The organism is Escherichia sp. WS338 (assembly GCF_046486405.1).
Lineage (GTDB): Bacteria > Pseudomonadota > Gammaproteobacteria > Enterobacterales > Enterobacteriaceae > Escherichia > Escherichia coli.
Genome location: NZ_JBJQLL010000014.1, coordinates 82,574 through 105,851, shown reverse-complemented (window position 1 = coordinate 105,851; position 23,278 = coordinate 82,574). Strand labels below are relative to the sequence as shown.

The 23,278-nt window shown below is 50.5% G+C and carries 25 protein-coding genes and 5 pseudogenes; 14 read left to right on the top strand and 16 right to left on the bottom strand.

What is annotated here, in order from left to right:
* Positions 1 to 4: 4 nt before the first annotated feature.
* Genes fliI through fliF form a run of 4 tightly spaced genes read right to left on the bottom strand, consistent with a single transcriptional unit; the run spans position 5 to position 4,703 of the window.
* Entirely contained in the window at positions 5 to 1,378 is a 1,374-nt protein-coding gene (fliI, locus tag ACJHWT_RS14515; RefSeq protein WP_000213294.1) for a flagellar protein export ATPase FliI, read from the bottom strand.
* Positions 1,378 to 2,064, bottom strand: a complete 687-nt coding sequence (gene fliH / locus ACJHWT_RS14510; protein ID WP_001282706.1) for a flagellar assembly protein FliH — start codon at positions 2,062 to 2,064, stop codon at positions 1,378 to 1,380. The genes fliI and fliH overlap by 1 nt, the downstream gene beginning before the upstream one ends.
* On the bottom strand, positions 2,057 to 3,052 hold the full coding sequence (gene fliG / locus ACJHWT_RS14505) for a flagellar motor switch protein FliG (RefSeq protein ID WP_000067950.1): 996 nt from the start codon (positions 3,050 to 3,052) through the stop codon (positions 2,057 to 2,059). Before fliG ends, fliH begins: the two co-directional genes overlap by 8 nt.
* Positions 3,045 to 4,703 carry a flagellar basal-body MS-ring/collar protein FliF gene (gene fliF / locus ACJHWT_RS14500; RefSeq protein WP_000994475.1) on the bottom strand — a complete coding sequence of 553 codons (1,659 nt, stop codon included), beginning with the start codon at positions 4,701 to 4,703 and terminating at the stop codon, positions 3,045 to 3,047. Before fliF ends, fliG begins: the two co-directional genes overlap by 8 nt.
* A gap of 214 nt (positions 4,704 to 4,917) precedes the next feature.
* On the opposite strand from fliF, the gene fliE reads away from it, so the two are divergent.
* The 4 genes from fliE (at position 4,918) to ACJHWT_RS14480 (ending at position 7,435) form a co-directional block, all read left to right on the top strand.
* A complete protein-coding gene (gene fliE, locus ACJHWT_RS14495; RefSeq protein ID WP_001301376.1) occupies positions 4,918 to 5,232 on the top strand; it encodes a flagellar hook-basal body complex protein FliE in 315 nt (104 codons plus the stop codon).
* Between the two features lie 343 nt (positions 5,233 to 5,575).
* Positions 5,576 to 5,908, top strand: a complete 333-nt coding sequence (gene emrE / locus ACJHWT_RS14490) for a multidrug efflux SMR transporter EmrE (RefSeq protein ID WP_001070440.1) — start codon at positions 5,576 to 5,578, stop codon at positions 5,906 to 5,908.
* Positions 5,909 to 6,076: 168 nt separating this feature from the next.
* Positions 6,077 to 6,628: a Raf kinase inhibitor-like protein YbcL gene (gene ybcL, locus ACJHWT_RS14485; RefSeq protein WP_001310919.1), complete on the top strand. Its 552-nt coding sequence runs from the start codon at positions 6,077 to 6,079 to the stop codon at positions 6,626 to 6,628.
* Between the two features lie 9 nt (positions 6,629 to 6,637).
* Complete coding sequence (locus tag ACJHWT_RS14480) at positions 6,638 to 7,435, top strand: helix-turn-helix transcriptional regulator (protein ID WP_000879825.1); 798 nt, start codon at positions 6,638 to 6,640, stop codon at positions 7,433 to 7,435.
* Between the two features lie 156 nt (positions 7,436 to 7,591).
* On the opposite strand, the pseudogene tnpA reads toward ACJHWT_RS14480, so the two are convergent.
* The 3 pseudogenes from tnpA to ACJHWT_RS14465 all read right to left on the bottom strand — a co-directional run.
* A pseudogene (gene tnpA / locus ACJHWT_RS14475) lies at positions 7,592 to 8,044 on the bottom strand (IS200/IS605 family transposase); the annotation flags it as partial.
* 2 nt (positions 8,045 to 8,046) lie between these two features.
* Positions 8,047 to 8,852, bottom strand: a pseudogene (locus ACJHWT_RS14470) (IS5 family transposase).
* 58 nt (positions 8,853 to 8,910) lie between these two features.
* A pseudogene (locus ACJHWT_RS14465) lies at positions 8,911 to 9,003 on the bottom strand (transposase); the annotation flags it as partial.
* Positions 9,004 to 9,010: 7 nt separating this feature from the next.
* On the opposite strand from ACJHWT_RS14465, the pseudogene ACJHWT_RS14460 reads away from it, so the two are divergent.
* Positions 9,011 to 9,301 (top strand): annotated as a pseudogene (locus ACJHWT_RS14460) (helix-turn-helix domain-containing protein); the annotation flags it as partial.
* On the opposite strand, the pseudogene ACJHWT_RS14455 reads toward ACJHWT_RS14460, so the two are convergent.
* The 3 genes and pseudogenes from ACJHWT_RS14455 to yedE form a co-directional block, all read right to left on the bottom strand.
* Positions 9,294 to 9,719: pseudogene (locus ACJHWT_RS14455) on the bottom strand (SOS response-associated peptidase family protein); the annotation flags it as partial. The pseudogenes ACJHWT_RS14460 and ACJHWT_RS14455 sit on opposite strands and share 8 nt — an antisense overlap.
* Positions 9,720 to 9,827: 108 nt before the next feature.
* A complete protein-coding gene (gene yedF, locus ACJHWT_RS14450) occupies positions 9,828 to 10,061 on the bottom strand; it encodes a sulfurtransferase-like selenium metabolism protein YedF (protein WP_000790504.1) in 234 nt (77 codons plus the stop codon).
* Complete coding sequence (gene yedE, locus ACJHWT_RS14445; protein ID WP_000118890.1) at positions 10,058 to 11,263, bottom strand: selenium metabolism membrane protein YedE/FdhT; 1,206 nt, start codon at positions 11,261 to 11,263, stop codon at positions 10,058 to 10,060. Before yedE ends, yedF begins: the two co-directional genes overlap by 4 nt.
* Positions 11,264 to 11,449: 186 nt before the next feature.
* Here yedE and yedD point away from each other — a divergent pair, with 186 nt between their 5' ends.
* On the top strand, positions 11,450 to 11,863 hold the full coding sequence (gene yedD / locus ACJHWT_RS14440) for a lipoprotein YedD (RefSeq protein ID WP_001295642.1): 414 nt from the start codon (positions 11,450 to 11,452) through the stop codon (positions 11,861 to 11,863).
* Positions 11,864 to 11,896: 33 nt separating this feature from the next.
* Here yedD and amyA read toward each other — a convergent pair whose 3' ends face one another.
* The 4 genes from amyA to fliD form a co-directional block, all read right to left on the bottom strand.
* Positions 11,897 to 13,384 (bottom strand): alpha-amylase, encoded by a 1,488-nt coding sequence (amyA, locus tag ACJHWT_RS14435; RefSeq protein ID WP_001245699.1) that lies wholly within the window; start codon positions 13,382 to 13,384, stop codon positions 11,897 to 11,899.
* A gap of 77 nt (positions 13,385 to 13,461) precedes the next feature.
* Positions 13,462 to 13,827: a flagella biosynthesis regulatory protein FliT gene (gene fliT, locus ACJHWT_RS14430; RefSeq protein ID WP_001057840.1), complete on the bottom strand. Its 366-nt coding sequence runs from the start codon at positions 13,825 to 13,827 to the stop codon at positions 13,462 to 13,464.
* Entirely contained in the window at positions 13,827 to 14,237 is a 411-nt protein-coding gene (gene fliS / locus ACJHWT_RS14425) for a flagellar export chaperone FliS (protein WP_000270662.1), read from the bottom strand. The genes fliT and fliS overlap by 1 nt, the downstream gene beginning before the upstream one ends.
* A 15-nt stretch (positions 14,238 to 14,252) precedes the next feature.
* Complete coding sequence (gene fliD / locus ACJHWT_RS14420; RefSeq protein ID WP_000146830.1) at positions 14,253 to 15,668, bottom strand: flagellar filament capping protein FliD; 1,416 nt, start codon at positions 15,666 to 15,668, stop codon at positions 14,253 to 14,255.
* Positions 15,669 to 15,915: 247 nt separating this feature from the next.
* Here fliD and ACJHWT_RS14415 point away from each other — a divergent pair, with 247 nt between their 5' ends.
* The 8 genes from ACJHWT_RS14415 (at position 15,916) to sdiA (ending at position 22,808) form a co-directional block, all read left to right on the top strand.
* A complete protein-coding gene (locus tag ACJHWT_RS14415; RefSeq protein ID WP_000079759.1) occupies positions 15,916 to 16,965 on the top strand; it encodes a flagellin FliC in 1,050 nt (349 codons plus the stop codon).
* A 163-nt stretch (positions 16,966 to 17,128) separates the two neighbouring features.
* Positions 17,129 to 17,848 carry an RNA polymerase sigma factor FliA gene (gene fliA / locus ACJHWT_RS14410; protein WP_001087467.1) on the top strand — a complete coding sequence of 240 codons (720 nt, stop codon included), beginning with the start codon at positions 17,129 to 17,131 and terminating at the stop codon, positions 17,846 to 17,848.
* A 45-nt stretch (positions 17,849 to 17,893) separates the two neighbouring features.
* Positions 17,894 to 18,445: a flagella biosynthesis regulatory protein FliZ gene (gene fliZ, locus ACJHWT_RS14405; protein WP_001317902.1), complete on the top strand. Its 552-nt coding sequence runs from the start codon at positions 17,894 to 17,896 to the stop codon at positions 18,443 to 18,445.
* 87 nt (positions 18,446 to 18,532) lie between these two features.
* A complete protein-coding gene (gene tcyJ / locus ACJHWT_RS14400; RefSeq protein WP_001317901.1) occupies positions 18,533 to 19,333 on the top strand; it encodes a cystine ABC transporter substrate-binding protein in 801 nt (266 codons plus the stop codon).
* 104 nt (positions 19,334 to 19,437) lie between these two features.
* Positions 19,438 to 20,424 (top strand): D-cysteine desulfhydrase, encoded by a 987-nt coding sequence (gene dcyD / locus ACJHWT_RS14395; RefSeq protein ID WP_001128215.1) that lies wholly within the window; start codon positions 19,438 to 19,440, stop codon positions 20,422 to 20,424.
* Between the two features lie 14 nt (positions 20,425 to 20,438).
* Positions 20,439 to 21,107: a cystine ABC transporter permease gene (tcyL, locus tag ACJHWT_RS14390; RefSeq protein ID WP_001158220.1), complete on the top strand. Its 669-nt coding sequence runs from the start codon at positions 20,439 to 20,441 to the stop codon at positions 21,105 to 21,107.
* Positions 21,104 to 21,856, top strand: a complete 753-nt coding sequence (tcyN, locus tag ACJHWT_RS14385; RefSeq protein WP_001272994.1) for an L-cystine ABC transporter ATP-binding protein TcyN — start codon at positions 21,104 to 21,106, stop codon at positions 21,854 to 21,856. The genes tcyL and tcyN overlap by 4 nt, the downstream gene beginning before the upstream one ends.
* A gap of 229 nt (positions 21,857 to 22,085) precedes the next feature.
* The gene (gene sdiA / locus ACJHWT_RS14380; protein WP_001154273.1) at positions 22,086 to 22,808 is read left to right on the top strand and encodes a transcriptional regulator SdiA; all 723 of its coding nucleotides are present in this window, start codon (positions 22,086 to 22,088) and stop codon (positions 22,806 to 22,808) included.
* A gap of 66 nt (positions 22,809 to 22,874) precedes the next feature.
* Here sdiA and yecF read toward each other — a convergent pair whose 3' ends face one another.
* Both yecF and yecU read right to left on the bottom strand, forming a co-directional pair.
* Positions 22,875 to 23,099, bottom strand: a complete 225-nt coding sequence (gene yecF / locus ACJHWT_RS14375) for a DUF2594 family protein YecF (RefSeq protein ID WP_000106474.1) — start codon at positions 23,097 to 23,099, stop codon at positions 22,875 to 22,877.
* On the bottom strand, positions 23,086 to 23,262 hold the full coding sequence (yecU, locus tag ACJHWT_RS14370; protein ID WP_000590344.1) for a protein YecU: 177 nt from the start codon (positions 23,260 to 23,262) through the stop codon (positions 23,086 to 23,088). Before yecU ends, yecF begins: the two co-directional genes overlap by 14 nt.
* Between the last annotated feature and the right edge of the window lie 16 nt (positions 23,263 to 23,278).

Genomic DNA, 23,278 nt, shown 5'->3' with positions numbered 1-23,278 from the left:
TGGGTTATGACACTGTCGGGAAAATACGCTCCAGCCCCTGGAGAGACGCTTCCCAGTCCGCGCGTTCAAAAATGCCTTGTTGCAAATAGCCCTCCAGCTGCGGCCACAGGGCGATGGCTTTATCGAGCATCGGATCGCTGCCTTTGGCATACGCGCCGACGCTAACCAGATCTCGGTTACGCTGAAAACTCGACAACAGCTGTTTGAAGGTGCGCACTCGCGCGTAATGTTGCTCGCTGATCAACGCCGTCATTGCGCGGCTGATCGACGCTTCAATATCGATAGCCGGATAGTGCCCGGCTTCCGCCAGTCGGCGAGACAGCACAATGTGACCGTCGAGGATTGCCCGCGCGGAGTCGGCAATGGGGTCCTGCTGGTCATCGCCCTCGGTGAGCACGGTATAAAACGCGGTAATCGATCCGCCGCCGCTAATGCCATTTCCGGCACGCTCGACCAGTGCAGGTAATTTGGCAAACACCGACGGGGGATAACCTTTGGTGGCGGGTGGTTCGCCAATCGCCAGCGCAATTTCACGCTGGGCCATCGCGTAGCGGGTGAGGGAGTCCATAATCAGCAACACATGCTGACCACGATCGCGAAAATCTTCGGCAATGCGCGTGGCATAGGCGGCACCTTGCATTCGCAGAAGCGGAGAGACATCCGCCGGAGCGGCAATCACCACGGAGCGTGCACGCCCTTCGGCACCGAGGATATTCTCAATAAAATCTTTTACTTCGCGCCCACGTTCACCAATCAAACCCACGACAATGACATCGGCGCGGGTGTAACGTGCCATCATCCCCAGCAGCACACTTTTACCAACGCCGGACCCGGCAAACAGCCCCATACGCTGCCCGCGCCCAACGGTAAGCAGGGCATTGATTGGGCGCACGCCGGTGTCCAGCACATGTTCAATCGGTGTACGTTGCAACGGGTTAAATGGCGGGGTAATCAGCGCACCGGTTTCCGTCGTATCGGGGGAGGGCAGGCCATCGAGCGGCTTACCGCTGCCGTCCAGAACGCGACCTAATAACGCCGGACCGAGCGGCAACTGCTTGCCGCTTTGCAGTCCTTCAGCCGAAATGTTTTTGGCATAAACCCGCGCGCCGGGCAGGACACCTTCCACTTCCTCCAGCGGCATTAAAAACAGCCGTTGACCGTTAAAGCCAACGACTTCGCTTTCTACTTCGTGCGTTTCGCTGCCGTTCTGGCGTTCAATGACACAGGTTGCGCCGAGCGGCAATTGTAATCCGGTGGCTTCCAGCACCAGCCCGGTAGCGCGGGTTAATCGCCCATAGCGACGTACCGCAGGCAACTGCGCCATTTTGGCTTCAAAGTTATCCAGCGTGGTTAGCCAGCGAGTCAGGCGCGTGGTCATTACACCACTCCTGGTGCTGCCAGACGGCAGAGTTCTTGCCAGCGAGTGGCGACACTGGCGTCGAGATCGCCTTCATCGGCGGAGACTTTACAGCCGCCAGGATGGAGTGTGGGATCGCCCCGCAAGCGCCAGCCATGCAAACTTAAGGTTGCGCCGAGCATATCATCCACACGTTGCAGATCATCCGGGTGCACGCGCAGCTGTGGTTTACCGCTGAATAACGGTTCTTGCTGCAACAACTGTTGGATCTGTTTGATCAGTGCCGAGTTATCCACTGTTGGCGTCTGACCGATCACCTGACGTGCCGCCTCCAGCGCCATCTGCATCAGGCGCGAAGCAATCACACTATCAAGCGCATCAAGGGTAGTTTGAAATTCGCTGACCAGTTGCTGCATCCGGGCATGAATTGGCGCTTGTTGAGACTTCGCCTCTGCCAGACCTTGCTCCAGCCCCCGGGCCAGTCCTTCCTGATAGCCCTGCTCATGACCTTGCTGGCGACCTTCGGCAATCCCCGCCTGATAACCTTGCTCATGGGCCTGCATTTGCAGTTGCGCCAGTTGCTGCTCAAGGCTGGGTTCGGCCTCTTCAATGATGGTTTCTTCCGGCTCGACCATGGGCACAAACTCTGCCTGTGGTGGCGCGAGATCGTCCGGCGTCCAGGTTTTCCACGGCAGATTATCAGACATAGGTATCCTCGCCGCTGCCAATTACCATCTCGCCAGTTTCGGCAAGGCGGCGCACAATCAGCAGAATCGCTTTCTGTTCGTTTTCCACCTGCGACAGACGCACCGGACCACGGTTGGCGAGATCGTCGCGCAGAATATCGGCGGCACGCTGCGACATATTGCGCAGGAATTTCTCGCGCAGTGGCTGCTCGGCCCCTTTCAGCGCGATCAACAGCGATTCGGAATCCACTTCCTGCAACAGACGCTGAATGCTGCGATCGTCGACATCCACCAGATTTTCGAACAGGAACATCTCGTCGATAATTTTTTGCGCCAGCTCGCCGTCGAATTCGCGCACGGCGGTAATAACGGCTTCTTCCTGCTGAGTTTTCATCAGGTTGATAATTTCGGCTGCCGTTCTCACGCCGCCCATTTTGCTGCGCTTGAGATTCTGACCGTCGAGCAAGCCATTCAGTACTTCGGTCAGTTCCGCCAGCGCGGCTGGCTGCACGCCGCCAAAGGTGGCGATACGCAACATCACGTCGTGGCGCAGACGTTCATCGAACAACGCCAGAATATCGGCGGCCTGGGCGCGCTTCAGATGCACCAGAATGGTGGCGATAATTTGCGGATGCTCATCGCGAATCAGATCGGCGGCACTCTGCGGCTCCATAAAGTTGAGCGTTTCAATACCGCTGGCGGTATCGCGAGTTTCGAGAATATCTTCCAGCAGGCTGGCGGCACGTTCCTCACCCAGAGCTTTGACCAATACCGAACGCAGATAATCGTTGGCGTTGATATTCAGTGCGGCAAACTGTTCAGCTTCTTGCTCAAACTCCGCCAGCACATCGGTTAGCTGCTTGTTGGAGATCTGCGTGACGTTCGCCATTGCAGCGCTCAGGGTTTGCACTTCGCGCTGGGAGAGGTGCTTGAACACCTCTGCCGCCCGGTCTTCGCCAATGGTCATCAGCAGGATGACGCTTTTATCGGTGCCTGTCAGGTTACTCATGATCGTTATTTATCCACTGGCGAATGACCAGCGCCACCACGCGCGGATCGTTATCAGATATTTCACGGATACGCTGGCTCATGACTTCTGCCCCCAGACGTTGGTTAGCGCGTCGTTGTTGGAGTTGTTCGTCTTTGCTCAGGCGGACTTCCACCGCATCTTCCACTTCCTCACGGGCCTGCGCCTGTTGCTGTACAGCTTTCATCGCCTCGGCGCGACGTGTTAACTGCGGGCGTACCGCTTTCCGCCACAGCAGCCACGCCACCAGCAGTACCAGCAACCAGCGACCGGCAGCCAGCAACTGATCGATAAACGCTTGCTGTTGCCAGAACGGCAGTTCTCCGCCGCTTTCGTCACTGCTATTGAACGGCGAGTTAACAACATTGAGCGAATCACCGCGTTTTTCAGAAAAGCCCATCGCCTCGCGGGTCAGAGCTTCAATTTGCTTCATCTGTTCGTTGCTGAGAGGCAATGGTTTACCGTCTGGCAAGGTTTTGTAATTCACCACAACCGCGACTGACAGACGTTGCACATCGCCCACGTTCATTTTGGTATGACGAATGGTGCGATCGACTTCGTAGTTACTGGTTTCATTCCGCTGTGTGCTACGCGGCCCACTATTGCTGGTGGTGCTCGCCTGCTGCTGGCGGTTATTTTGATTTGCCGGAGGCGTGCTGATTGGTGCGTTATTCGCAGGTGCCGGTTGATTCGACAACGCCCCCGGTACGCCGCCCGGATAACCGGAACCGCTTTGCTCGCTCTCATTAAGCTGGCGTGAACGAAGCGCCGCATGAGATTCATCACCGTTAGGGCGATACTGTTCTTCCGTTTGTTCTTTACTGGCGAAGTCCAGTTGCGCCGTGACCTGGGCGTGAATATTACCGTTACCAACAATAGGCGACAGGATCGCTTCAATACGCCGCTGAATACGGCCTTCGACATCGCTGGCATATTTCAACTGAGCGTCATTAAGATCGCGCCCGCTGGTATTGGACTGGGTTAACAGATGCCCGCCCTGATCCACCAGCGTGACGTTTCCTGGCGGCAGACCAGCAACCGCGCTGGAAACCAGATGTACAATAGCGCTAATTTGCCCTTTATCGAGTGCGCGGCCGGGTAACAGATTTACCGTCACCGATGCAGAAGGGGATTTTTGTTCACGGACGAATAAAGACGGTTTCGGCATTGCCAGATGTACGCGCGCCCCTTTTACCGGGCCTATAGTTTCGATGGTACGAGAAAGCTCGCCTTCCAGCGCCCGCTGATAATTCACCTGTTCGCTGAACTGGCTGATACCAAACTTTTCCTGATCGAGCAGTTCGAAACCGACCGCGCCGCCTTTGGGCAAACCTTGTTGCGCCAGGCGCAGGCGCAGTTCGTGAACTTTATCTGCCGGAACCTCAATAGCGCCGCTGGCTTCGCTGAAGCGGTAAGGAATATTCATTTGCGTCAGTTGGCTGACAATTGCGCCACCATCCTGATCGGAAAGATTGCTGAATAATGTACGGTAGTCGGGGGTTTTCGCCCACAGGATCAGTGCGACCATGACCGCCACTGCCGCGGAACCGGTAACAATCAATGGAATTTTCGGATTCGCACGCAGGCGATTAAGCCACTCAAGAGATTTTGTCTGGGCTGCAGTCGCATTCATCGCGCACCTCGTGGCTGATTATGGACGGCGTTATTGGCAAAGTGGAACAAGACTCACTCCCGGGTCAGCAAACTCGAAAAATTGACGCTCCCATTATTTGTGCTTTCGTTTTTTTCTATCCGCCAATAAACCCGTTTTTTTGTTGCTATTTAGCGCCTTTGTCTTATTGACTTACTGGTAGGCTTTGCTACCAGAAATTATCCGGGAGATGAAAATGTCAGCGATACAGGGGATTGAAGGGGTTATCAGCCAGTTACAGACCACGGCGATGAGTGCGCGTGCGCAGGAATCACTGCCGCAACCGACAATTAGTTTTGCCGGGCAGCTGCACGCCGCGCTCGATCGCATAAGCGATACACAAACAGCCGCCCGCACGCAGGCAGAAAAATTCACCCTCGGTGAGCCCGGCGTGGCGCTAAACGATGTGATGACCGATATGCAAAAAGCCTCAGTTTCTATGCAAATGGGGATTCAGGTGCGTAATAAGCTGGTGGCGGCGTATCAGGAAGTGATGTCCATGCAGGTGTAGGTTTTGTAACCTGTTGACTATGCTTGTTTATTATATCCGATCCCACAGCGTGGGGCATGGATGGGGCAAACTCACTCAATTTCTGGTTTAAAATGGATACCTGATCCTGAAAGTTTTCTGCCATCCACGATCCGTAAACGCGATAACATGTTTTGTCTTCGCTTTGCTCCCAGGAAGAGTGAACTCATTCGTTAGCCTGGGGTTCCTTCTGATCATTATTGTTCCTGCCTTTATCTCTTGCCACGCCAGAGCCCCCTGGATACACATACACCAGGATGAAAACGGTGAGTTGTGTTCAAACTGTAGTACAATTCTCTCCAGTATGAACAGGAAAGAATATGCTATGAACCCTTATATTTATCTTGGTGGCGCAATACTTGCAGAGGTCATTGGTACAACCTTAATGAAGTTTTCAGAGGGGTTTACACGGTTATGGCCCTCTGTTGGCACAATTATTTGCTATTGTGCATCATTCTGGTTATTAGCTCAGACGCTGGCTTATATACCTACAGGGATTGCTTATGCTATCTGGTCAGGCGTCGGTATCGTTCTGATTAGTTTGCTTTCCTGGGGATTTTTTGGTCAACGACTGGACCTGCCAGCTATCATAGGCATGATGTTGATTTGTGCCGGTGTGTTAGTCATTAACTTGTTGTCACGAAGTGCACCGCATTAAAAAATAATTATCCTTGAGATAACAGGAATCTGATTTGTGCATATTATGGCTAATGTTCGGGGCACCTTTATAATTATGATTGCATTTGCGCGATCATTGCGCCTTTATGCATAATGAGATCAAGGCACATCAAATAAAATAACGATAGGTCACAACAATGAGGTTTTTATGAAAAAACTTATCGTTTCAAGTGTATTGGCATTCATAACATTTTCTGCGCAGGCCGCAGCATTTCAGGTCACTAGTAATGAAATAAAAACAGGAGAGCAACTTACAACGTCTCATGTATTTTCTGGATTTGGGTGTGAAGGTGGTAATACATCGCCCTCATTAACCTGGTCTGGTGCTCCTGAAGGCACCAAAAGCTTTGCCGTAACTGTGTATGATCCAGATGCTCCTACAGGCAGTGGATGGTGGCACTGGACTGTTGCTAATATTCCAGCAACTGTAACATATTTGCCCGCTGATGCAGGAAGACGTGATGGTACAAAACTTCCGACTGGTGCTGTTCAAGGCCGAAATGATTTTGGTTATGCAGGATTTGGTGGAGCATGTCCTCCCAAAGGAGATAAACCCCATCATTACCAGTTTAAAGTATGGGCTCTAAAAACTGATAAAATTCCTGTGGATTCTAATTCCAGCGGAGCGTTAGTTGGTTATATGCTTAATGCCAATAAAATTGCAACCGCTGAGATAACACCAGTTTATGAGATAAAGTAGGGTAAGAGTATGCTGGCAAAAGATAAGACTAACCTAAAGATTGAAGAAATACGGATGCATAAACATCATGAGATTCACAGGGTTAAGCCTCTTATGCCAGCTTTATGTCGTATCCGTCAGGGAAAAAAAGTTATCAATTGGGAGACGCATAGTCTAACTGTTGATAATAATCAGATAATATTATTTCCCTGTGGATATGAATTTTATATTGCGAATTATCCAGAAGCAGGTCTTTATCTTGCAGAAATGCTTTATTATCCCATTGATCTAATTGAAAAGTTTCAAAAATTTTATGCGATAACTGATCAAATTCGTAACACGACAGGTTTCTGCTTACCTCAGAACCCCGAGTTAATATATTGTTGGGAGCAACTAAAAACATCTATTTCCCGAGGCTTCTCAACGCAAATTCAGGAACACTTAGCAATGGGCGTTCTACTTTCATTAGGAGCACATCATGTTAATTGTTTACTTTTATCAGATAGTAAACAATCATTAATAAGTCGTTGTTATAACCTAATGCTATCCGAACCTGGAACAAAATGGACAGCAAACAAGGTAGCGAGATATCTCTACATTTCTGTTTCCACATTGCATCGCCGTCTGGCAAGCGAGGGAGTAAGTTTTCAAAGTATATTGGACGACGTGAGGTTAAATAATGCGTTGTCTGCTATACAAACGACAGTAAAACCCATCAGCGAGATTGCCAGGGAAAATGGTTACAAGTGTCCTTCTCGTTTTACTGAAAGGTTCCATAATCGTTTTAAGATAACACCAAGAGAGCTAAGAAAAGCGTCCAGAGAGTAAAAGTATTTTATGAAGGAGCAACAGCATCGATTTTTATTTTGGAAAATAAATACGGCATACTCAACCTATTGGAGTCTGAACAATCCGGTGACTTCTGCGCTAATCGGGGACGTTTCTAAGCACATATAATTGATACTATCTTCCTCCATCACAATTTCAGAAATGCACGTGTGATTTTTTTGCATCCGGCGTTTGGACTATGTGGAGCTCAAGAGTGGGAAAGTTACAAGAGGTTGAGGGGATAATTAAAGGGATGCTTATGACATTAGATATCCGGTTAGGTGCGGATATCGTTGTTATTAAATCTAGTTGATACGTTAAGATGCAGCTACTGACAAAATAGCCAGGACTCCACAAAACGCCTTTGTCGTAATACCTGACTGCAATATCTGGTCGATCTCGTCGCAGTAACCTACTCGATACGCCTTTGAGGCTGTTTACCAGACTGGATATCGCCAGTTTGGGAGGATAGTTAATTAACAAATGGACGTGATCTGGTCCGCCATCCATTTCAACCCGTTCAGCTTCAAAATCAGCACATACATTTGAAAAGTAAGTGCGTAGTTTTTCTGTCGCGTCATGGTCAAAAATCTGACGTCGGTATTTAGAGCCTATCCCAATAGGGTTTTGTTCCAGACAATGACACCACAGGCAAAATGCAGCATCGCCTCATAATTCTCGACCTTCTTCTCCCAACGAGTCAGGACACGGCGGTAGCGATTCATCCAACTGTGTGTTCTCTCTACAACCCAGCGGTGAGCCTTAAAATCCGTGTATTTGATGGCCTCTGACTCATCCTTTCGTGACTGGATATGAGGTTCATAGCGACGACTTTTCAGATACGATTCCAGCCATTCCGCTTCATACCCTTTGTCCATGCACAACCGGAGCCTCTTGCCCGGTCTGCCCGTCTGGAGGGCATCGAGCGTATCCGTAACCAACTTTATGTCGTGCGTATTTGCTCCGGCAACAACCAGTGCAAGCGGTAGCCCGTTCCCGTCAGTCATCAGACTGCGCTTTACGCCCTGTTTCCCCCGGTCTGTAGGGTTCTTGCCTGTTTTTTTGAGCCTGCCAGCGGTGATTTGGTTATACAACCATCCATCGACAGCCACGACCAGTCAATAGAGTCCAACTGTTCGCAAGCAAGCAACCCATTTTACCAGAAGCGTTCAAATACTCCGGCATCTCGCCACTCCTGAAATCGGCGATGAGCAGAGCTTGACGAGCATATACCGGTGGCATTCAGCGCATTCCATTGGCAGCCCGTCCTGAGTACGAAGAAAATGGCGTTCATTGCAGCGCGATTATCAACCCGCTTGCGGTGCGTACCCAGCGGGTGTTGAGTTTTATGCTCCGGGATGAGTGGAGCCATTTTCTCCCAGAGTCCATCACTGATCTGCCACTTGTTGCCCGCCACACTTCGCCCTCAGAAATTATCATATTGTATTATCTGACAATTCCTTTTGGGATAGGTTCTTAGTAACGAAGACTAGGTGAACATGCTTCAGGAAAACACAATGCCTTCCGCGTCGGATATCGGTTTCTTTTTTCATAGGCCAAAGTATGATTTGGCCCATGAAACGACTACAGGCATTCAAATTCCGGTTAAGACCAGGTGGTCAACAGGAGCGTGAAATGAGGCGCTTCGCAGGCGCATGTCGTTTCGTTTTCAATCGTGCTCTGGCGCTTCAGAATGAGAATCATGAGGCCGGTAATAAATACATCCCTTACGGGAAAATGGCTTCCTGGTTGGTTGAGTGGAAAAATGCCACTGAAACGCAATGGCTTAAAGATTCGCCCTCACAGCCATTGCAACAGTCACTGAAAGACCCTGAGCGGGCTTACAAAAACTTCTTCCAGCTTCGTCACCACGCTCAAACGGTGTGCTACCTATCGCGGCTATAAAAACAGCTTGTCCATCAGCACGATAGATAAAATAAGGCTGCTTTTTGTCGCCTTCTTTTTTCCACTCAAACCAGCCATCGGCAAAACAGATTGCCCGACCATGTTGCCAGAGCGGTTTAAACATGTGACTGGTTGCGGCAGTTTCTACGCGGGCGTTAATCAGCGGCGGTTTATCCCACCATCCGGGAGCATATCCCCAGAAAACCGGATCCAGATGAAGGTGTTCATCACGTTCACTGAGCAGAAGGACTTTGGTTCCCGGCGCGACGTTGTATCTGCCAATAGGTTCGGGATCGTAGGGAATATCGCGTTCAATATCTTCCGCGAGAAGCGCAAGGTAATCTTCACGCGTTTGGGATTGGGCAAAGCGTCCACACATAGAAACCTCCTGAGGTCACACTGAAAAGAATAGGAGAGGGGGCGGGTTAAATCTATGTGATAGAGAGGCAACGATATTCCCGCTGTGGGCCACAGCGGGAATGAGGGATTACTTCTGAATTAAATAACGAATGGTCGGCCCGTCTTGCTGAATATCCAGCACCGTATAGCCGTGATTACGCGCATCCAGTGGAATATTATTGATCGACTGCGGACAGTCGCTCACCACTTCCAGGATCTCCCCTTTTTTTAACTGCGGCATCGCCTCAAGGGTTGCGACTGCCGGATAAGGGCAGGGTTCACCCACCATATCAAGACGGTAATCAGGAACGATATTTTTCATGCGATCTCCTTAGCAGTCTGCGGTGCCGCACGGCGGAAGAAGCGTTTTTCCCAGCCAATAATCAACATTAGAGCAGCAAACAACAGCAAATATGTCACCAGCAGGCCGCCCATCGGGCCAAAGGTTTTCAGCAGGTTGATTTTGTCCCAGTCGGTGGCCAGCGCCGGAGCGAAATCATCCCAGTAGTACGCCAGAATCGTTGAGCCGATCACGTTGCCCAGACCGACCCACCAGTAGTGCACCTGGCCTTCTACCGCGCGGTACATCCAGCCGGTTTCGCAGCCGCCTGCCAGCACGATGCCAAAACCAAACAGTAAACCACCAATTACCGCGTTTGGTCCCGCCCACATGATTTTGGGTTCAACGCCTAACTGTACGTAACTGAAGATCCCGATGGCACTTACCGCCATACCGATAATGATTGCTTTCGCCATATGGGTACGTCCGGTGATCCACATATCGCGGAACGCCGAAGTAAAGCAGATTTGCGCACGTTCAATCAGTAAACCAAAGCCGACGCCAAACAGCATTGCCAGCCCCAGTTTGGGCTGGTTCATCGCCGTCAGCAGCGCCCAGCCCAGCAGGCCGAAAAAGACCAGCATCCCGAGACGAAAACGACGCCGCGCCTGATCCGGTTTTTGCGTCAACGGTGAGGCAGCAGAAACTTTCTGCATTTTCACGGGAATACGGAAGATGGGCAGAAGGGTAAAGCGCGCGCCAAACCATGAACCAATGGCAGTGGCGATGGCAAAGAACCAGGCGTGCAGCGAGAACTGTGGAATTCCGGTAAAGAACGCCGCCAGGTTACAGCCCATTGCCAGACGTGCGCCAAAACCGGCGATAATACCGCCAATGATGGCCTGCATAATGCGGATACGGCTGCGCGGCATGCGCAGTTTGACATTGTTGGCCCACAGCGCTGCGGCAAAACAGCCGCCAAACATACCGAGGATCATCATTCCGTCGATGCGGGTTAATGGCGATCCTTCCAGATGGATAATTTTAAAATAACCCCACTCTTCAGCATGGACGCCGAACAACTGCAGGAGCTGACCGCCCCAACGGGTAAATTCACCTGTGACAGCCCAAAAGGTGCCAGTGATGCCAAAATAGTAAGTGGAGAGAATACCCGCCGCGATGACCGCGGGGATGGGCGCCCAGAATTTAATCAACCAGGCGTGTTTGAATTGCTGCCATGACATGAATGTAGCCTCTGAACTCAGAAGGTTTGAAACAAGAGTCGCGAATCATACACCATGCAAATTTATTTTCGGGGTAATAATTCACAAAAATAATGGTTAGATCAAATTTCTCTCTGAACCTGGAAAGGCTGGCGACATCAGGGCTTTAATGCCACAATCCTCTTTTCTTCTCATGCAGGACGAATGATGAAAAAACTCGCAATTGCAGGTGCGCTCATGTTGCTGGCGGGCTGTGCCGAAGTCGAAAACTATAACAATGTCGTGAAAACCCCCGCGCCGGACTGGCTGGCGGGCTACTGGCAGACCAAAGGGCCGCAACGTGCGCTGGTCAGTCCGGAAGCGATAGGCAGCCTGATTGTCACTAAAGAGGGCGATACCCTCGATTGCCGTCAGTGGCAGCGGGTGATTGCCGTGCCGGGTAAATTGACATTGATGTCTGATGATCTCACTAACGTTACCGTAAAACGTGAGCTGTACGAGGTTGAGCGTGACGGTAACACCATTGAGTACGATGGTATGACGATGGAGCGTGTGGATCGCCCGACGGCAGAGTGTGCCGCCGCGCTGGATAAAGCGCCGTTACCGACGCCACTGCCGTAATGAAATCTCCCCGGCTTGCCGCCGGGGATGAATTTAAATCACCTCTTCGATAACCCACACGCTGACGCTGCCGCCGTTGCAAAAGAAGGTCGCTTCGCCGTTTTCGTCGGTCACTACGCTCTCTTGCCGGTTCCCCAGAAAATCACGCCAGGTTTTATTGCCGTAATTCTCTCCCAGATGAATGGTTTTTTCGCCATCATCCCCGTTCGACATGACCACCACGCAGCCGGGATATTCGTCGGTGCCACTGCGGCTAAAGGCAATGCAGTTCGGATGGTCGAAAAATAACGTCTGTACACCGTGGGCGAAACGCTGACGGGCGAGAATTAACTCATCAAGCTGTTCGATTATTGGCATATCTATCGGATAGGTTTGCCCGTCACCACCGACATCTTCGTAATGTGCACCGTAGAGGTCCGGATAGAACACCGAAGGAACGCCATTTTCCCGCAACAAAATTAAGGCATACGCCAGCGGTTTAAACCACGGTTCGACCGGTGCTTCGAGGGCTTGCAACGGTTGGGTGTCGTGGTTGGCAACGAGGGTTACGGCGTGAAAAGGATCGGCTTCCACCAGCGTCCCAGTGAAGATCTGCGTCATGTCGTAGTCGCGACCCATGCGCGATGCTTCATGGAATTTCATCTGCAGCGGCGCATCAAACAGCATGGTTTTGCCTTCCACCTGATCAATATACGTTTGCAGTTTATCGACTTCATGCGACCAGTATTCAGCCACAATAAACAGCGGCTTTGGCGCAACTTCCTGTACGTGTTCGATCCACTCTTTATAAAACCATGCCGGAATATGTTTGACCGCATCAAGACGAAAGCCGTCGCATTGCGTTTGTTCCATCACCCAGCGCGCCCAGTATTTAATCTCTTCCGTCACGGCATGATTGCGAAAATCGATATTCTCACCCATCAGATAATCGAAATTACCGAGTTCATCATCAACCTGATCGTTCCAGCCTTCTCCGGTATAGTCGTTAACAATTTTAAAAATGCCATCTTCATCAGGGTTTTCGATATGGTCGATACCGCTAAAACATTTGAAATCCCAGATAAACTGCGAGTATTGCCCGGCACGCGCGGGGAAGGTGTAACGCGTCCAGCCTTCGCACTCAATGATTTCTTCGTCAATTTGCGTACGGTCATCAGCATTTACACGTTGCACGCGAATAGCTTCTTTTTCATCCGCGCCCATTTTGTGGTTGACTACCACGTCCAGCAGCACCGCAATGTCATTACGTTTCAGGGCGTCAATGGCGGCCAGCAGTTGTGCTTTATCGCCATATTTAGTAGGGATGCTGCCTTTCTGATCAAACTCGCCTAAATCAAATAAATCATAGGAGTCGTAGCCGACCGAGTACCCGCCCGATGCGCCTTTATAGGCGGGCGGCAACCAGACCATATTGATACCAATATCATTAAAACCGTCGGCGCGCTCGGCCAGTTCAGGCCAGAGCTTACCGCCTTCCGGGTAATACCAGTGAAAACATTGTAACAGCGTGGGATTACGCATTCTTCGACTCCATTCAAGGGGAACATTAGAAGCGTAGCCGTAATCAGATTATTCGCGAGCCATTGGCTCTTTAAGATTCAAAAGAGGTTATCCTGCGGAGCCAGCACAAAGCCACCCTGATCGCCATAGGCACTTAACACCGATTTTTGCACCGATGACTGACCGACCAGTTTCGCCAGTTCATCCATCCGAATCTGTAATAACTGCTTTACCTTGCTTTCGTTGTCGAGAATCAGGCGCAGCATCGGGCGGAGCTGCTCCTGCATCGTGGTGGACGGGGCAACCTCTTCAGTCAGGTGTGCGATCTCCTGCACCGCATTCACATACGCCATTTCGCTGGCGATGAGTTCGTCCCATTGTTCTTCTGTCGCCAGGCGTAACATGAGCTGACTTTTTTCGACGAGTTGTTGCCAGGCGAAATACAAATGCGGTGCATTGTTCATCAGTCTGGGTCCTGAATCAAAGAAGGGGAGAGTAAAGACTCTTTCCAGGCATCGGCAATATTGCGCATTAATGCTTCCACTTCTTCGACTGCGGAGACATCGTTGCGTAAATTGGCTTGCAGCAAGCGCCTGACCATATAGCTATAAAGAGCAATCAAGTTTTGGGTTAGTTCGTCTTTGCTCTCTTCATCAAGACTCACCCGCAGCCCGTTCTCAATGATGTTGATCGCTTTTGACAAAGAGACGCCTTTGCCTTGCTGATTGTTGTCCTGCATAAACAGGCGCGCTCTAACCAGTGCGCTCAGCACTCCATCAAATAGCATGGTGACCAGCTGTTGCTGGCTGGCGCTCATTACGGCGCTTTCGACGCCAATTTGTGCATAGGCCTGGGTGCCTTTTGCCGCGTACATAGTCTCTCCTGAAGATTATTTCGAGTTGCTATTTGAGGTGTCGAACTGCTGTGTCAGATAGCTACTAGTGGAGTTCAGCGAGTTCATTAACACATCTAATTGGGTGAACTGGGCTTTATAGCGCGTCATTAAGGTATCGATACGTTCACTGGCTGCGTTGTACTGGTCGGTCAAATTATTCAGCGTTTTGCTGACGCCATCTTTTGCTGCCTGGATTATCCCGGTGGAAGAGAGCCAACTGGTCAGGTTGTTACTAATGCCGGTGGTTACCCCAGTACTTTTGCCGTCACCTATAAACATTTCACCGATACCAGCGGCATCATTTTTTAGCGCCGTTTGCAGTTTGTCGGTCGCGATTTCCAGCTTGCCGGTACTGGCATCGCTGGTAATGCCAATCTGTGCCAGCGTTTTATAGTTTGAACTGCTGTGAGTATTGGCGAGCAAGGTTTTAAGCTGAGTCTGGATGGTACGCAGTGTGGAGTCACCGAGTAATGCGCCATTACTGGAGTCCTGACTTTCAGCTCCGGCATCGACAGCGGTGTATTTGGTTAAGCTGCTGAATGTATCCTGCAATGTGTTATAGGCATCCACCCACGCTTTAACCGCATTTTCAGCTTTGGATGTGTCTTTACTGATGGTCAGTGTCTGATTACCGGTGGTGACGTCATTCAGGTTGAGGGTGATATCTTCCAGTGAGTCGCTGATAGTGTTACTGCTGTTTTCAATCTCAACGTTATTGACTGTCAGTTTGGCGTTTTGCGCGGTGACGCTTTCAATCATGCCATTGCTGCTATCACCCGGCGTTCCGTTGTAACCCATAAAACTTTCCAGGGCGCTGTCGCCGCTGACGCTAAGTTTCATAGCGTTATTGCTGCCCGTATCGTTAGCGGTGATGGACAGACGATATTCGCCGTTTCCCACATTGATGATACTGGCGCTGACACCAGCTTTGGCGTTGTTAATGGCATCGCGAATGCCGGAAAGTGACGAGTTACCCGCGCTGATATCAATCGTGACCGGATCTTTACCGCCGCCTTGTTGGATGGTCAGTACGCTATCGCTGGTGGCGATGGCGGCTTTACTGTCTTTTTGACTATTTTTTGTTGTCAGCGTCTGTGCCTGCGCCAGTTGGCTAACGCTAATGGTGTATTTCCCAGCAATCGCGCTGCCCGTGGTGGTGGCGCTGAAAGCCGATGAACTGCTGGTGGTTGAGGTGGCGGTAAATAAATCGGCTTTATTCAGTGCTGTGTTGGCTGTCTGGAAACTCTCTAGTGCACTTTTCAGCGTCCCGTAGGCGCTCAGTTTCGCGGTGTAAGAGCTTTGCTGTTTTGATATCGGCGTCAGGGTAGATTTTTCTGCCGCCTCCAGACTGTCAAGGATGCTGCTTAAGTCCAGCCCCGACCCAACCCCAAGCGTTGAAATACTAGCCATATAGTTTCCTTAATCATGCGACGTGTATAGAACGAATACCGGGGTTATCGGCGTAAGCGGGGTAAAGTTTACGATTTATTTTTTGCCTTAATGGCACGAACAGCAACGAGGAAGGGGAGTATTTCGACCGCTAGAAAAAAATTCTAAAGGTTGTGAGTGACCAGACGATAACAGGGTTGACGGCGACGAAGCCGAAGGGTGGAAGCCCAATACTTAAACCGTAGACTTGAAAACAGGAAAATGAATTATGGCACAAGTCATTAATACCAACAGCCTCTCGCTGATCACTCAGAACAACATCAACAAAAACCAGTCTGCGCTGTCGACTTCTATCGAGCGCCTCTCTTCTGGTCTGCGTATTAACAGCGCTAAAGATGACGCCGCGGGCCAGGCGATTGCTAACCGCTTTACTTCTAACATCAAAGGTCTGACTCAGGCCGCACGTAACGCCAACGACGGTATTTCTCTGGCGCAGACGGCTGAAGGCGCGCTGTCAGAGATTAACAACAACTTGCAGCGTATTCGTGAACTGACCGTTCAGGCCTCTACCGGCACGAACTCTGATTCCGACCTGTCTTCTATTCAGGACGAAATCAAATCCCGTCTTGATGAAATTGACCGTGTATCTGGTCAGACCCAGTTCAACGGTGTGAACGTGCTGTCGAAAAACGATTCGATGAAGATTCAGATTGGTGCCAATGATAACCAGACGATCAGCATTGGCTTGCAACAAATCGACAGTACCACTTTGAATCTGAAAGGATTTACCGTGTCCGGCATGGCGGATTTCAGCGCGGCGAAACTGACGGCTGCTGATGGTACAGCAATTGCTGCTGCGGATGTCAAGGATGCTGGGGGTAAACAAGTCAATTTACTGTCTTACACTGACACCGCGTCTAACAGTACTAAATATGCGGTCGTTGATTCTGCAACCGGTAAATACATGGAAGCCACTGTAGTCATTACCGGTACGGCGGCGGCGGTAACTGTTGGTGCAGCGGAAGTGGCGGGAGCCGCTACAGCCGATCCGTTAAAAGCACTGGATGCCGCAATCGCTAAAGTCGACAAATTCCGCTCCTCCCTCGGTGCCGTTCAAAACCGTCTGGATTCTGCGGTCACCAACCTGAACAACACCACCACCAACCTGTCTGAAGCGCAGTCCCGTATTCAGGACGCCGACTATGCGACCGAAGTGTCCAACATGTCGAAAGCGCAGATTATCCAGCAGGCGGGCAACTCCGTGCTGTCTAAAGCCAACCAGGTACCGCAGCAAGTTCTGTCTCTGTTACAAGGCTAATGGCCTTAACCTGCCTGACCCCGCTACCGGCGGGGTTTTTTCTGCCCGCAATTTACCGGTAACCCCCAAATAACCCCTCATTTCACCCACTAATCGTCCGATTAAAAACCCTGCAGAAACGGATAATCATGCCGATAACTCATATAACGCAGGGCTGTTTATCGTGAATTCACTCTATACCGCTGAAGGTGTAATGGATAAACACTCGCTGTGGCAGCGTTATGTCCCGCTGGTGCGTCACGAAGCATTGCGCCTGCAGGTTCGACTGCCCGCGAGCGTGGAACTTGACGATCTGCTACAGGCGGGCGGCATTGGGTTACTTAATGCCGTCGAACGCTATGACGCCCTACAAGGAACGGCATTTACAACTTACGCAGTGCAGCGTATCCGTGGCGCTATGCTGGATGAACTTCGCAGCCGTGACTGGGTGCCGCGCAGCGTGCGACGCAACGCGCGTGAAGTGGCACAGGCAATAGGGCAACTGGAGCAGGAACTTGGCCGCAACGCCACGGAAACTGAGGTAGCGGAACGTTTAGGGATCGATATTGCCGATTATCGCCAAATGTTGCTCGACACCAATAACAGCCAGCTCTTCTCCTACGATGAGTGGCGCGAAGAGCACGGCGATAGCATCGAACTGGTTACTGATGATCATCAGCGAGAAAACCCGCTACAACAACTGCTGGACAGTAATCTGCGTCAGCGGGTGATGGAAGCCATCGAAACGTTGCCGGAGCGCGAAAAACTGGTATTAACCCTCTATTACCAGGAAGAGCTGAATCTCAAAGAGATTGGCGCGGTGCTGGAGGTCGGGGAATCGCGGGTCAGTCAGTTACACAGCCAGGCTATTAAACGGTTACGCACTAAACTGGGTAAGTTATAACGTCAGTAAATGCCGCACTTTAACTTTGACTACCAGGAGTTCTTAATGATGGTGCAGCACCTGAAAAGACGGCCATTAAGCCGCTATCTTAAAGACTTTAAACACAGCCAGACTCATTGCGCGCATTGCCGTAAATTACTCGATCGCATTACCCTCGTTCGCGACGGCAAAATAGTGAATAAAATCGAGATTTCCCGCCTGGACGCGCTGCTTGATGAAAATGGCTGGCAAACGGAACAAAAATCATGGGCGGCATTGTGCCGATTTTGCGGTGATTTACATTGCAAAACGCAGAGTGATTTTTTCGATATTATCGGCTTTAAGCAATTTCTTTTTGAGCAAACTGAAATGAGCCCAGGTACGGTGCGTGAATATGTCGTTCGTTTGCGCCGTTTGGGGAATCATCTACACGAGCAAAATATTTCCCTCGATCCGCTGCAGGACGGTTTCCTTGATGAAATCCTCGCCCCGTGGCTGCCCACCACCAGCACCAACAATTACCGCATCGCATTACGGAAGTATCAACACTATCAGCGTCAAACGTGTACCGGACTTGTGCAGAAATCCTCCAGCCTGCCTGCTTCTGATATATATTAAATAAGAATAAGATGTAGCGGAGTTGTTTTTGTGTTTACAAACAATGGCTCTACACTGCAAACAGACATAACAACATTCGGGGTAAATATGAAATTAGCACATCTGGGACGTCAGGCATTGATGAGTGTGATGGCCGTAGCGCTGGTTGCGGGCATGAGCGTTAAAAGTTTTGCAGATGAAGGTCTGCTTAATAAAGTTAAAGAGCGCGGCACGCTGCTGGTAGGGCTGGAAGGCACTTATCCGCCGTTCAGTTTTCAGGGGGATGACGGCAAATTAACCGGTTTTGAAGTGGAATTTGCCCAACAGCTGGCAAAACATCTTGGCGTTGAGGCGTCACTAAAACCGACCAAATGGGACGGTATGCTGGCGTCGCTGGACTCTAAACGCATTGATGTGGTGATTAATCAGGTCACCATTTCTGATGAGCGCAAGAAAAAATACGATTTCTCTACCCCGTACACCATTTCTGGTATTCAGGCGCTGGTGAAAAAAGGTAACGAAGGCACCATTAAAACGGCTGCTGATCTGAAAGGCAAAAAAGTGGGTGTCGGTCTGGGCACCAACTATGAAGAGTGGCTGCGGCAGAATGTTCAGGGCGTCGATGTGCGTACCTATGATGATGACCCGACCAAATATCAGGATCTGCGCGTAGGCCGTATCGATGCGATCCTCGTTGACCGTCTGGCGGCGCTGGATCTGGTGAAGAAAACCAACGATACGCTGGCAGTAACCGGTGAAGCATTCTCCCGTCAGGAGTCTGGCGTGGCGCTGCGTAAAGGAAATGAAGACCTGCTGAAAGCAGTGAACGATGCAATTGCGGAAATGCAAAAAGATGGCACTCTGCAAGCCCTTTCCGAAAAATGGTTTGGTGCTGATGTGACCAAATAATCAGCATAATGACAAAAAAGGGCGCTTTCACCAGCGCCTTTTTTATTTACGCGTTTTCAGCGTGCATAATAAGAAAATCACAACAACACACATCGGAGGCTGTTATGCCACTGCATAATTTAACCCGTTTTCCACGGTTGGAGTTTATCGGCGCGCCAACGCCGCTCGAATATCTGCCGCGCTTTTCTGATTATCTAGGACGGGAAATTTTCATCAAACGGGATGACGTCACCCCCATGGCAATGGGCGGCAATAAATTACGTAAGCTAGAATTTCTCGCGGCAGATGCTCTGCGCGAAGGTGCCGATACGCTGATTACTGCCGGGGCGATCCAGTCTAACCATGTGCGCCAGACTGCCGCAGTCGCTGCCAAACTCGGTCTGCACTGCGTGGCGCTGCTGGAAAATCCTATTGGCACAACCGCAGAAAACTATTTAACCAACGGCAATCGCTTGTTGCTGGATCTGTTCAATACCCAGATTGAAATGTGCGACGCACTGACCGATCCCAATGCCCAACTGGAAGAGCTGGCGACGCGAGTCGAAGCACAAGGCTTTCGCCCGTATGTCATTCCGGTTGGCGGTTCTAATGCTCTGGGCGCGCTGGGTTATGTGGAGAGTGCGCTGGAAATCGCGCAACAGTGTGAAGGGGCGGTTAATATTTCGTCGGTGGTGGTCGCATCGGGCAGTGCCGGAACTCACGCCGGACTGGCTGTTGGGCTGGAACACCTGATGCCTGAAAGCGAACTGATTGGCGTGACCGTGTCGCGTTCCGTTGCCGATCAATTGCCGAAAGTGGTTAACCTACAACAGGCGATTGCGAAAGAACTGGAGCTGACCGCATCAGCGGAAATTTTACTCTGGGATGACTATTTTGCACCTGGCTACGGCGTGCCGAACGACGAAGGCATGGAAGCAGTGAAATTGCTGGCGCGGCTGGAAGGCATTCTGCTTGATCCTGTGTATACCGGAAAAGCGATGGCGGGTCTGATTGACGGTATCAGTCAGAAACGTTTCAAAGATGAAGGGCCGATTCTGTTTATTCATACCGGCGGTGCGCCTGCGCTGTTCGCCTATCATCCCCACGTTTAGCTCCGGGAACGCTCATGCAAGAAAGTATACAACTGGTTATTGATTCCTTGCCGTTCCTGCTGAAAGGGGCTGGGTATACGCTGCAACTCAGTATCGGCGGCATGTTTTTTGGCTTACTGCTCGGGTTTATTCTCGCGCTGATGCGCCTGTCGCCAATCTGGCCCGTGCGCTGGCTGGCGCGTTTTTATATCTCTATTTTTCGTGGTACACCGCTCATCGCACAACTGTTTATGATCTATTACGGCCTGCCGCAGTTTGGTATCGAATTAGATCCCATTCCGTCAGCAATGATTGGTCTGTCGCTCAACACTGCCGCCTATGCTGCCGAAACGCTGCGCGCCGCCATTTCTTCTATTGATAAAGGTCAGTGGGAAGCAGCTGCCAGTATTGGTATGACGCCATGGCAGACTATGCGTCGCGCGATTTTGCCACAGGCGGCGCGGGTGGCGTTGCCGCCGCTGTCGAACAGCTTTATCAGCCTGGTAAAAGATACGTCGCTGGCCGCGACAATTCAGGTGCCGGAGCTGTTCCGTCAGGCGCAGTTGATTACCTCGCGCACGCTGGAGGTGTTCACCATGTACCTGGCGGCTTCGCTCATCTACTGGATCATGGCGACAGTATTATCGACGTTGCAGAACCATTTTGAGAATCAACTTAATCGCCAGGAGAGAGAACCAAAATGAGTGCCATTGAAGTTAAGAACCTGGTGAAAAAATTTCACGGTCAGACGGTGCTGCACGGTATCGACCTTGAGGTAAAGCCTGGCGAAGTGGTGGCAATTATCGGTCCGAGTGGTTCCGGCAAAACCACGTTGCTACGCAGCATAAATCTGCTGGAACAACCGGAAGCGGGAACTATCACCGTTGGCGATATCACTATTGATACTGCACGTTCATTAAGTCAGCAAAAATCGCTGATTCGCCAGTTGCGTCAGCACGTCGGGTTTGTCTTCCAGAACTTTAATTTGTTTCCGCATCGTACGGTGCTGGAAAACATTATTGAAGGGCCGGTGATCGTCAAAGGCGAACCGAAAGAAGAGGCCACGGCGCGCGCTCGCGAGCTGTTGGCGAAAGTTGGGCTGGCCGGTAAAGAAACCAGCTATCCACGTCGTTTGTCTGGCGGTCAACAGCAACGTGTTGCGATTGCACGTGCGCTGGCAATGCGTCCTGAGGTGATTTTGTTTGACGAGCCAACGTCGGCGCTGGATCCAGAGCTGGTGGGCGAAGTCCTGAACACCATCCGTCAGCTGGCGCAGGAAAAGCGCACGATGGTGATTGTGACGCACGAAATGAGCTTTGCCCGGGATGTTGCGGACCGGGCGATTTTTATGGACCAGGGGCGGATAGTCGAGCAGGGGGCAGCAAAAGCGTTATTTGCCGATCCCCAGCAGCCTCGCACCCGCCAGTTCCTCGAGAAGTTTCTGCTGCAATAATAAGAAAAAATCAGCCCCGACGATTCACCTGTCGGGGCGGGACGCCATTTCAAGCGTGATAAAACAGCTTAACAAATCAGCATAACTCATTAATAACATAAGAGAATGCGATGGCTTGCAAAAGTAATTCATTGCCTGAATAATATAAATTATATATAAATCTTATTTATGTGATAGTTTGAATTATCATTATAAATGATACTCACTCTCAGGGGCGTTGCGGTTTACTATGCAGGATACGGATTTTTTCAGCTGGCGTCGCACGATGCTGTTGCGTTTTCAGAGGATGGAGGCCGCAGAAGAGGTCTACCATGAAATAGAGCTTCAGGCTCAGCAGCTAGAGTACGATTACTATTCGTTATGTGTTCGCCACCCGGTACCATTCACGCGACCTAAAGTGGCTTTCTACACCAATTACCCTGAGGCGTGGGTTAGTTATTATCAGGCAAAAAACTTTCTCGCAATTGATCCGGTGCTGAACCCTGAAAACTTTAGTCAGGGCCATTTAATGTGGAATGATGACTTATTCAGCGAAGCACAGCCGTTATGGGAAGCCGCGCGCGCACATGGTTTACGCCGCGGTGTCACTCAGTATTTAATGCTGCCAAACCGGGCGCTGGGCTTTTTGTCCTTTTCCCGTAGCAGCGCGCGCGAAATACCCATTCTTAGTGATGAACTGCAATTAAAAATGCAGTTACTGGTGCGCGAAAGTCTGATGGCTCTGATGCGTTTAAATGATGAAATAGTGATGACGCCAGAGATGAATTTCAGCAAGCGCGAAAAAGAAATTTTGAAATGGACGGCGGAAGGGAAGACATCAGCAGAGATAGCGATGATTTTGTCAATCTCTGAGAATACGGTCAATTTCCATCAGAAAAACATGCAGAAAAAAATCAATGCACCGAATAAGACCCAGGTTGCCTGTTACGCGGCCGCTACTGGCTTAATTTGATCTCTTTTCTTTCTGCGTGCCAGATGCAAAAACCGGCTGAAAGGCACGCTATCAGCCGGTTTTATATTACTGACGGTAGGCTTGTTTAATTTGCTTAACCGTTTTGGAAAATACTGCAGCCTGGGTTTCGTCTTCGATCAGCGCAAGCTGTTTTTCCATCTTTAACATCACGCGGCCCGCGTCAGCTTGTCCCATCGCCTGCAGCATCAGCGTCAGCATCGCTTTCAGGCAGGAGACTTCATTTGCCAGTTCTTGATTATTCTCGGCAGTAGAAAAATCAGGCGTACTCATTTATTTTCCTCGTCATGTTGCAATGAAAATTTGCGGTGAAAAATGTTAAGGCGGCGGAGTATACCATAAGCTTTGCTAAAAATAGCAGTGGTTGTTTTTTGAGCGTATCGTCAACGGTGCTATTAAATGCGTTAATATAATGACCAATAAATATTTTTATCATGAATGTTTTTTGCCCG

What these genes read in the sequence shown, in the direction of transcription:
- amyA (WP_001245699.1), bottom strand. Translation starts at nt 13,384, where the DNA reads ATGCGTAATCCCACGCTGTTACAATGTTTTCACTGGTATTACCCGGAA.
- yecU (WP_000590344.1), bottom strand. Translation starts at nt 23,262, where the DNA reads ATGATAAAAATATTTATTGGTCATTATATTAACGCATTTAATAGCACC.
- fliS (WP_000270662.1), bottom strand. Translation starts at nt 14,237, where the DNA reads ATGTACGCGGCAAAAGGCACCCAGGCCTATGCACAAATTGGCGTCGAA.
- yedE (WP_000118890.1), bottom strand. Translation starts at nt 11,263, where the DNA reads ATGTCATGGCAGCAATTCAAACACGCCTGGTTGATTAAATTCTGGGCG.
- fliZ (WP_001317902.1), top strand. Translation starts at nt 17,894, where the DNA reads ATGATGGTGCAGCACCTGAAAAGACGGCCATTAAGCCGCTATCTTAAA.
- fliT (WP_001057840.1), bottom strand. Translation starts at nt 13,827, where the DNA reads ATGAACAATGCACCGCATTTGTATTTCGCCTGGCAACAACTCGTCGAA.
- ACJHWT_RS14415 (WP_000079759.1), top strand. Translation starts at nt 15,916, where the DNA reads ATGGCACAAGTCATTAATACCAACAGCCTCTCGCTGATCACTCAGAAC.
- emrE (WP_001070440.1), top strand. Translation starts at nt 5,576, where the DNA reads ATGAACCCTTATATTTATCTTGGTGGCGCAATACTTGCAGAGGTCATT.
- sdiA (WP_001154273.1), top strand. Translation starts at nt 22,086, where the DNA reads ATGCAGGATACGGATTTTTTCAGCTGGCGTCGCACGATGCTGTTGCGT.
- ACJHWT_RS14480 (WP_000879825.1), top strand. Translation starts at nt 6,638, where the DNA reads ATGCTGGCAAAAGATAAGACTAACCTAAAGATTGAAGAAATACGGATG.
- ybcL (WP_001310919.1), top strand. Translation starts at nt 6,077, where the DNA reads ATGAAAAAACTTATCGTTTCAAGTGTATTGGCATTCATAACATTTTCT.
- fliF (WP_000994475.1), bottom strand. Translation starts at nt 4,703, where the DNA reads ATGAATGCGACTGCAGCCCAGACAAAATCTCTTGAGTGGCTTAATCGC.
- fliI (WP_000213294.1), bottom strand. Translation starts at nt 1,378, where the DNA reads ATGACCACGCGCCTGACTCGCTGGCTAACCACGCTGGATAACTTTGAA.
- fliE (WP_001301376.1), top strand. Translation starts at nt 4,918, where the DNA reads ATGTCAGCGATACAGGGGATTGAAGGGGTTATCAGCCAGTTACAGACC.
- yedF (WP_000790504.1), bottom strand. Translation starts at nt 10,061, where the DNA reads ATGAAAAATATCGTTCCTGATTACCGTCTTGATATGGTGGGTGAACCC.
- dcyD (WP_001128215.1), top strand. Translation starts at nt 19,438, where the DNA reads ATGCCACTGCATAATTTAACCCGTTTTCCACGGTTGGAGTTTATCGGC.
- fliG (WP_000067950.1), bottom strand. Translation starts at nt 3,052, where the DNA reads ATGAGTAACCTGACAGGCACCGATAAAAGCGTCATCCTGCTGATGACC.
- tcyL (WP_001158220.1), top strand. Translation starts at nt 20,439, where the DNA reads ATGCAAGAAAGTATACAACTGGTTATTGATTCCTTGCCGTTCCTGCTG.
- tcyJ (WP_001317901.1), top strand. Translation starts at nt 18,533, where the DNA reads ATGAAATTAGCACATCTGGGACGTCAGGCATTGATGAGTGTGATGGCC.
- yecF (WP_000106474.1), bottom strand. Translation starts at nt 23,099, where the DNA reads ATGAGTACGCCTGATTTTTCTACTGCCGAGAATAATCAAGAACTGGCA.
- fliD (WP_000146830.1), bottom strand. Translation starts at nt 15,668, where the DNA reads ATGGCTAGTATTTCAACGCTTGGGGTTGGGTCGGGGCTGGACTTAAGC.
- tcyN (WP_001272994.1), top strand. Translation starts at nt 21,104, where the DNA reads ATGAGTGCCATTGAAGTTAAGAACCTGGTGAAAAAATTTCACGGTCAG.
- fliH (WP_001282706.1), bottom strand. Translation starts at nt 2,064, where the DNA reads ATGTCTGATAATCTGCCGTGGAAAACCTGGACGCCGGACGATCTCGCG.
- yedD (WP_001295642.1), top strand. Translation starts at nt 11,450, where the DNA reads ATGAAAAAACTCGCAATTGCAGGTGCGCTCATGTTGCTGGCGGGCTGT.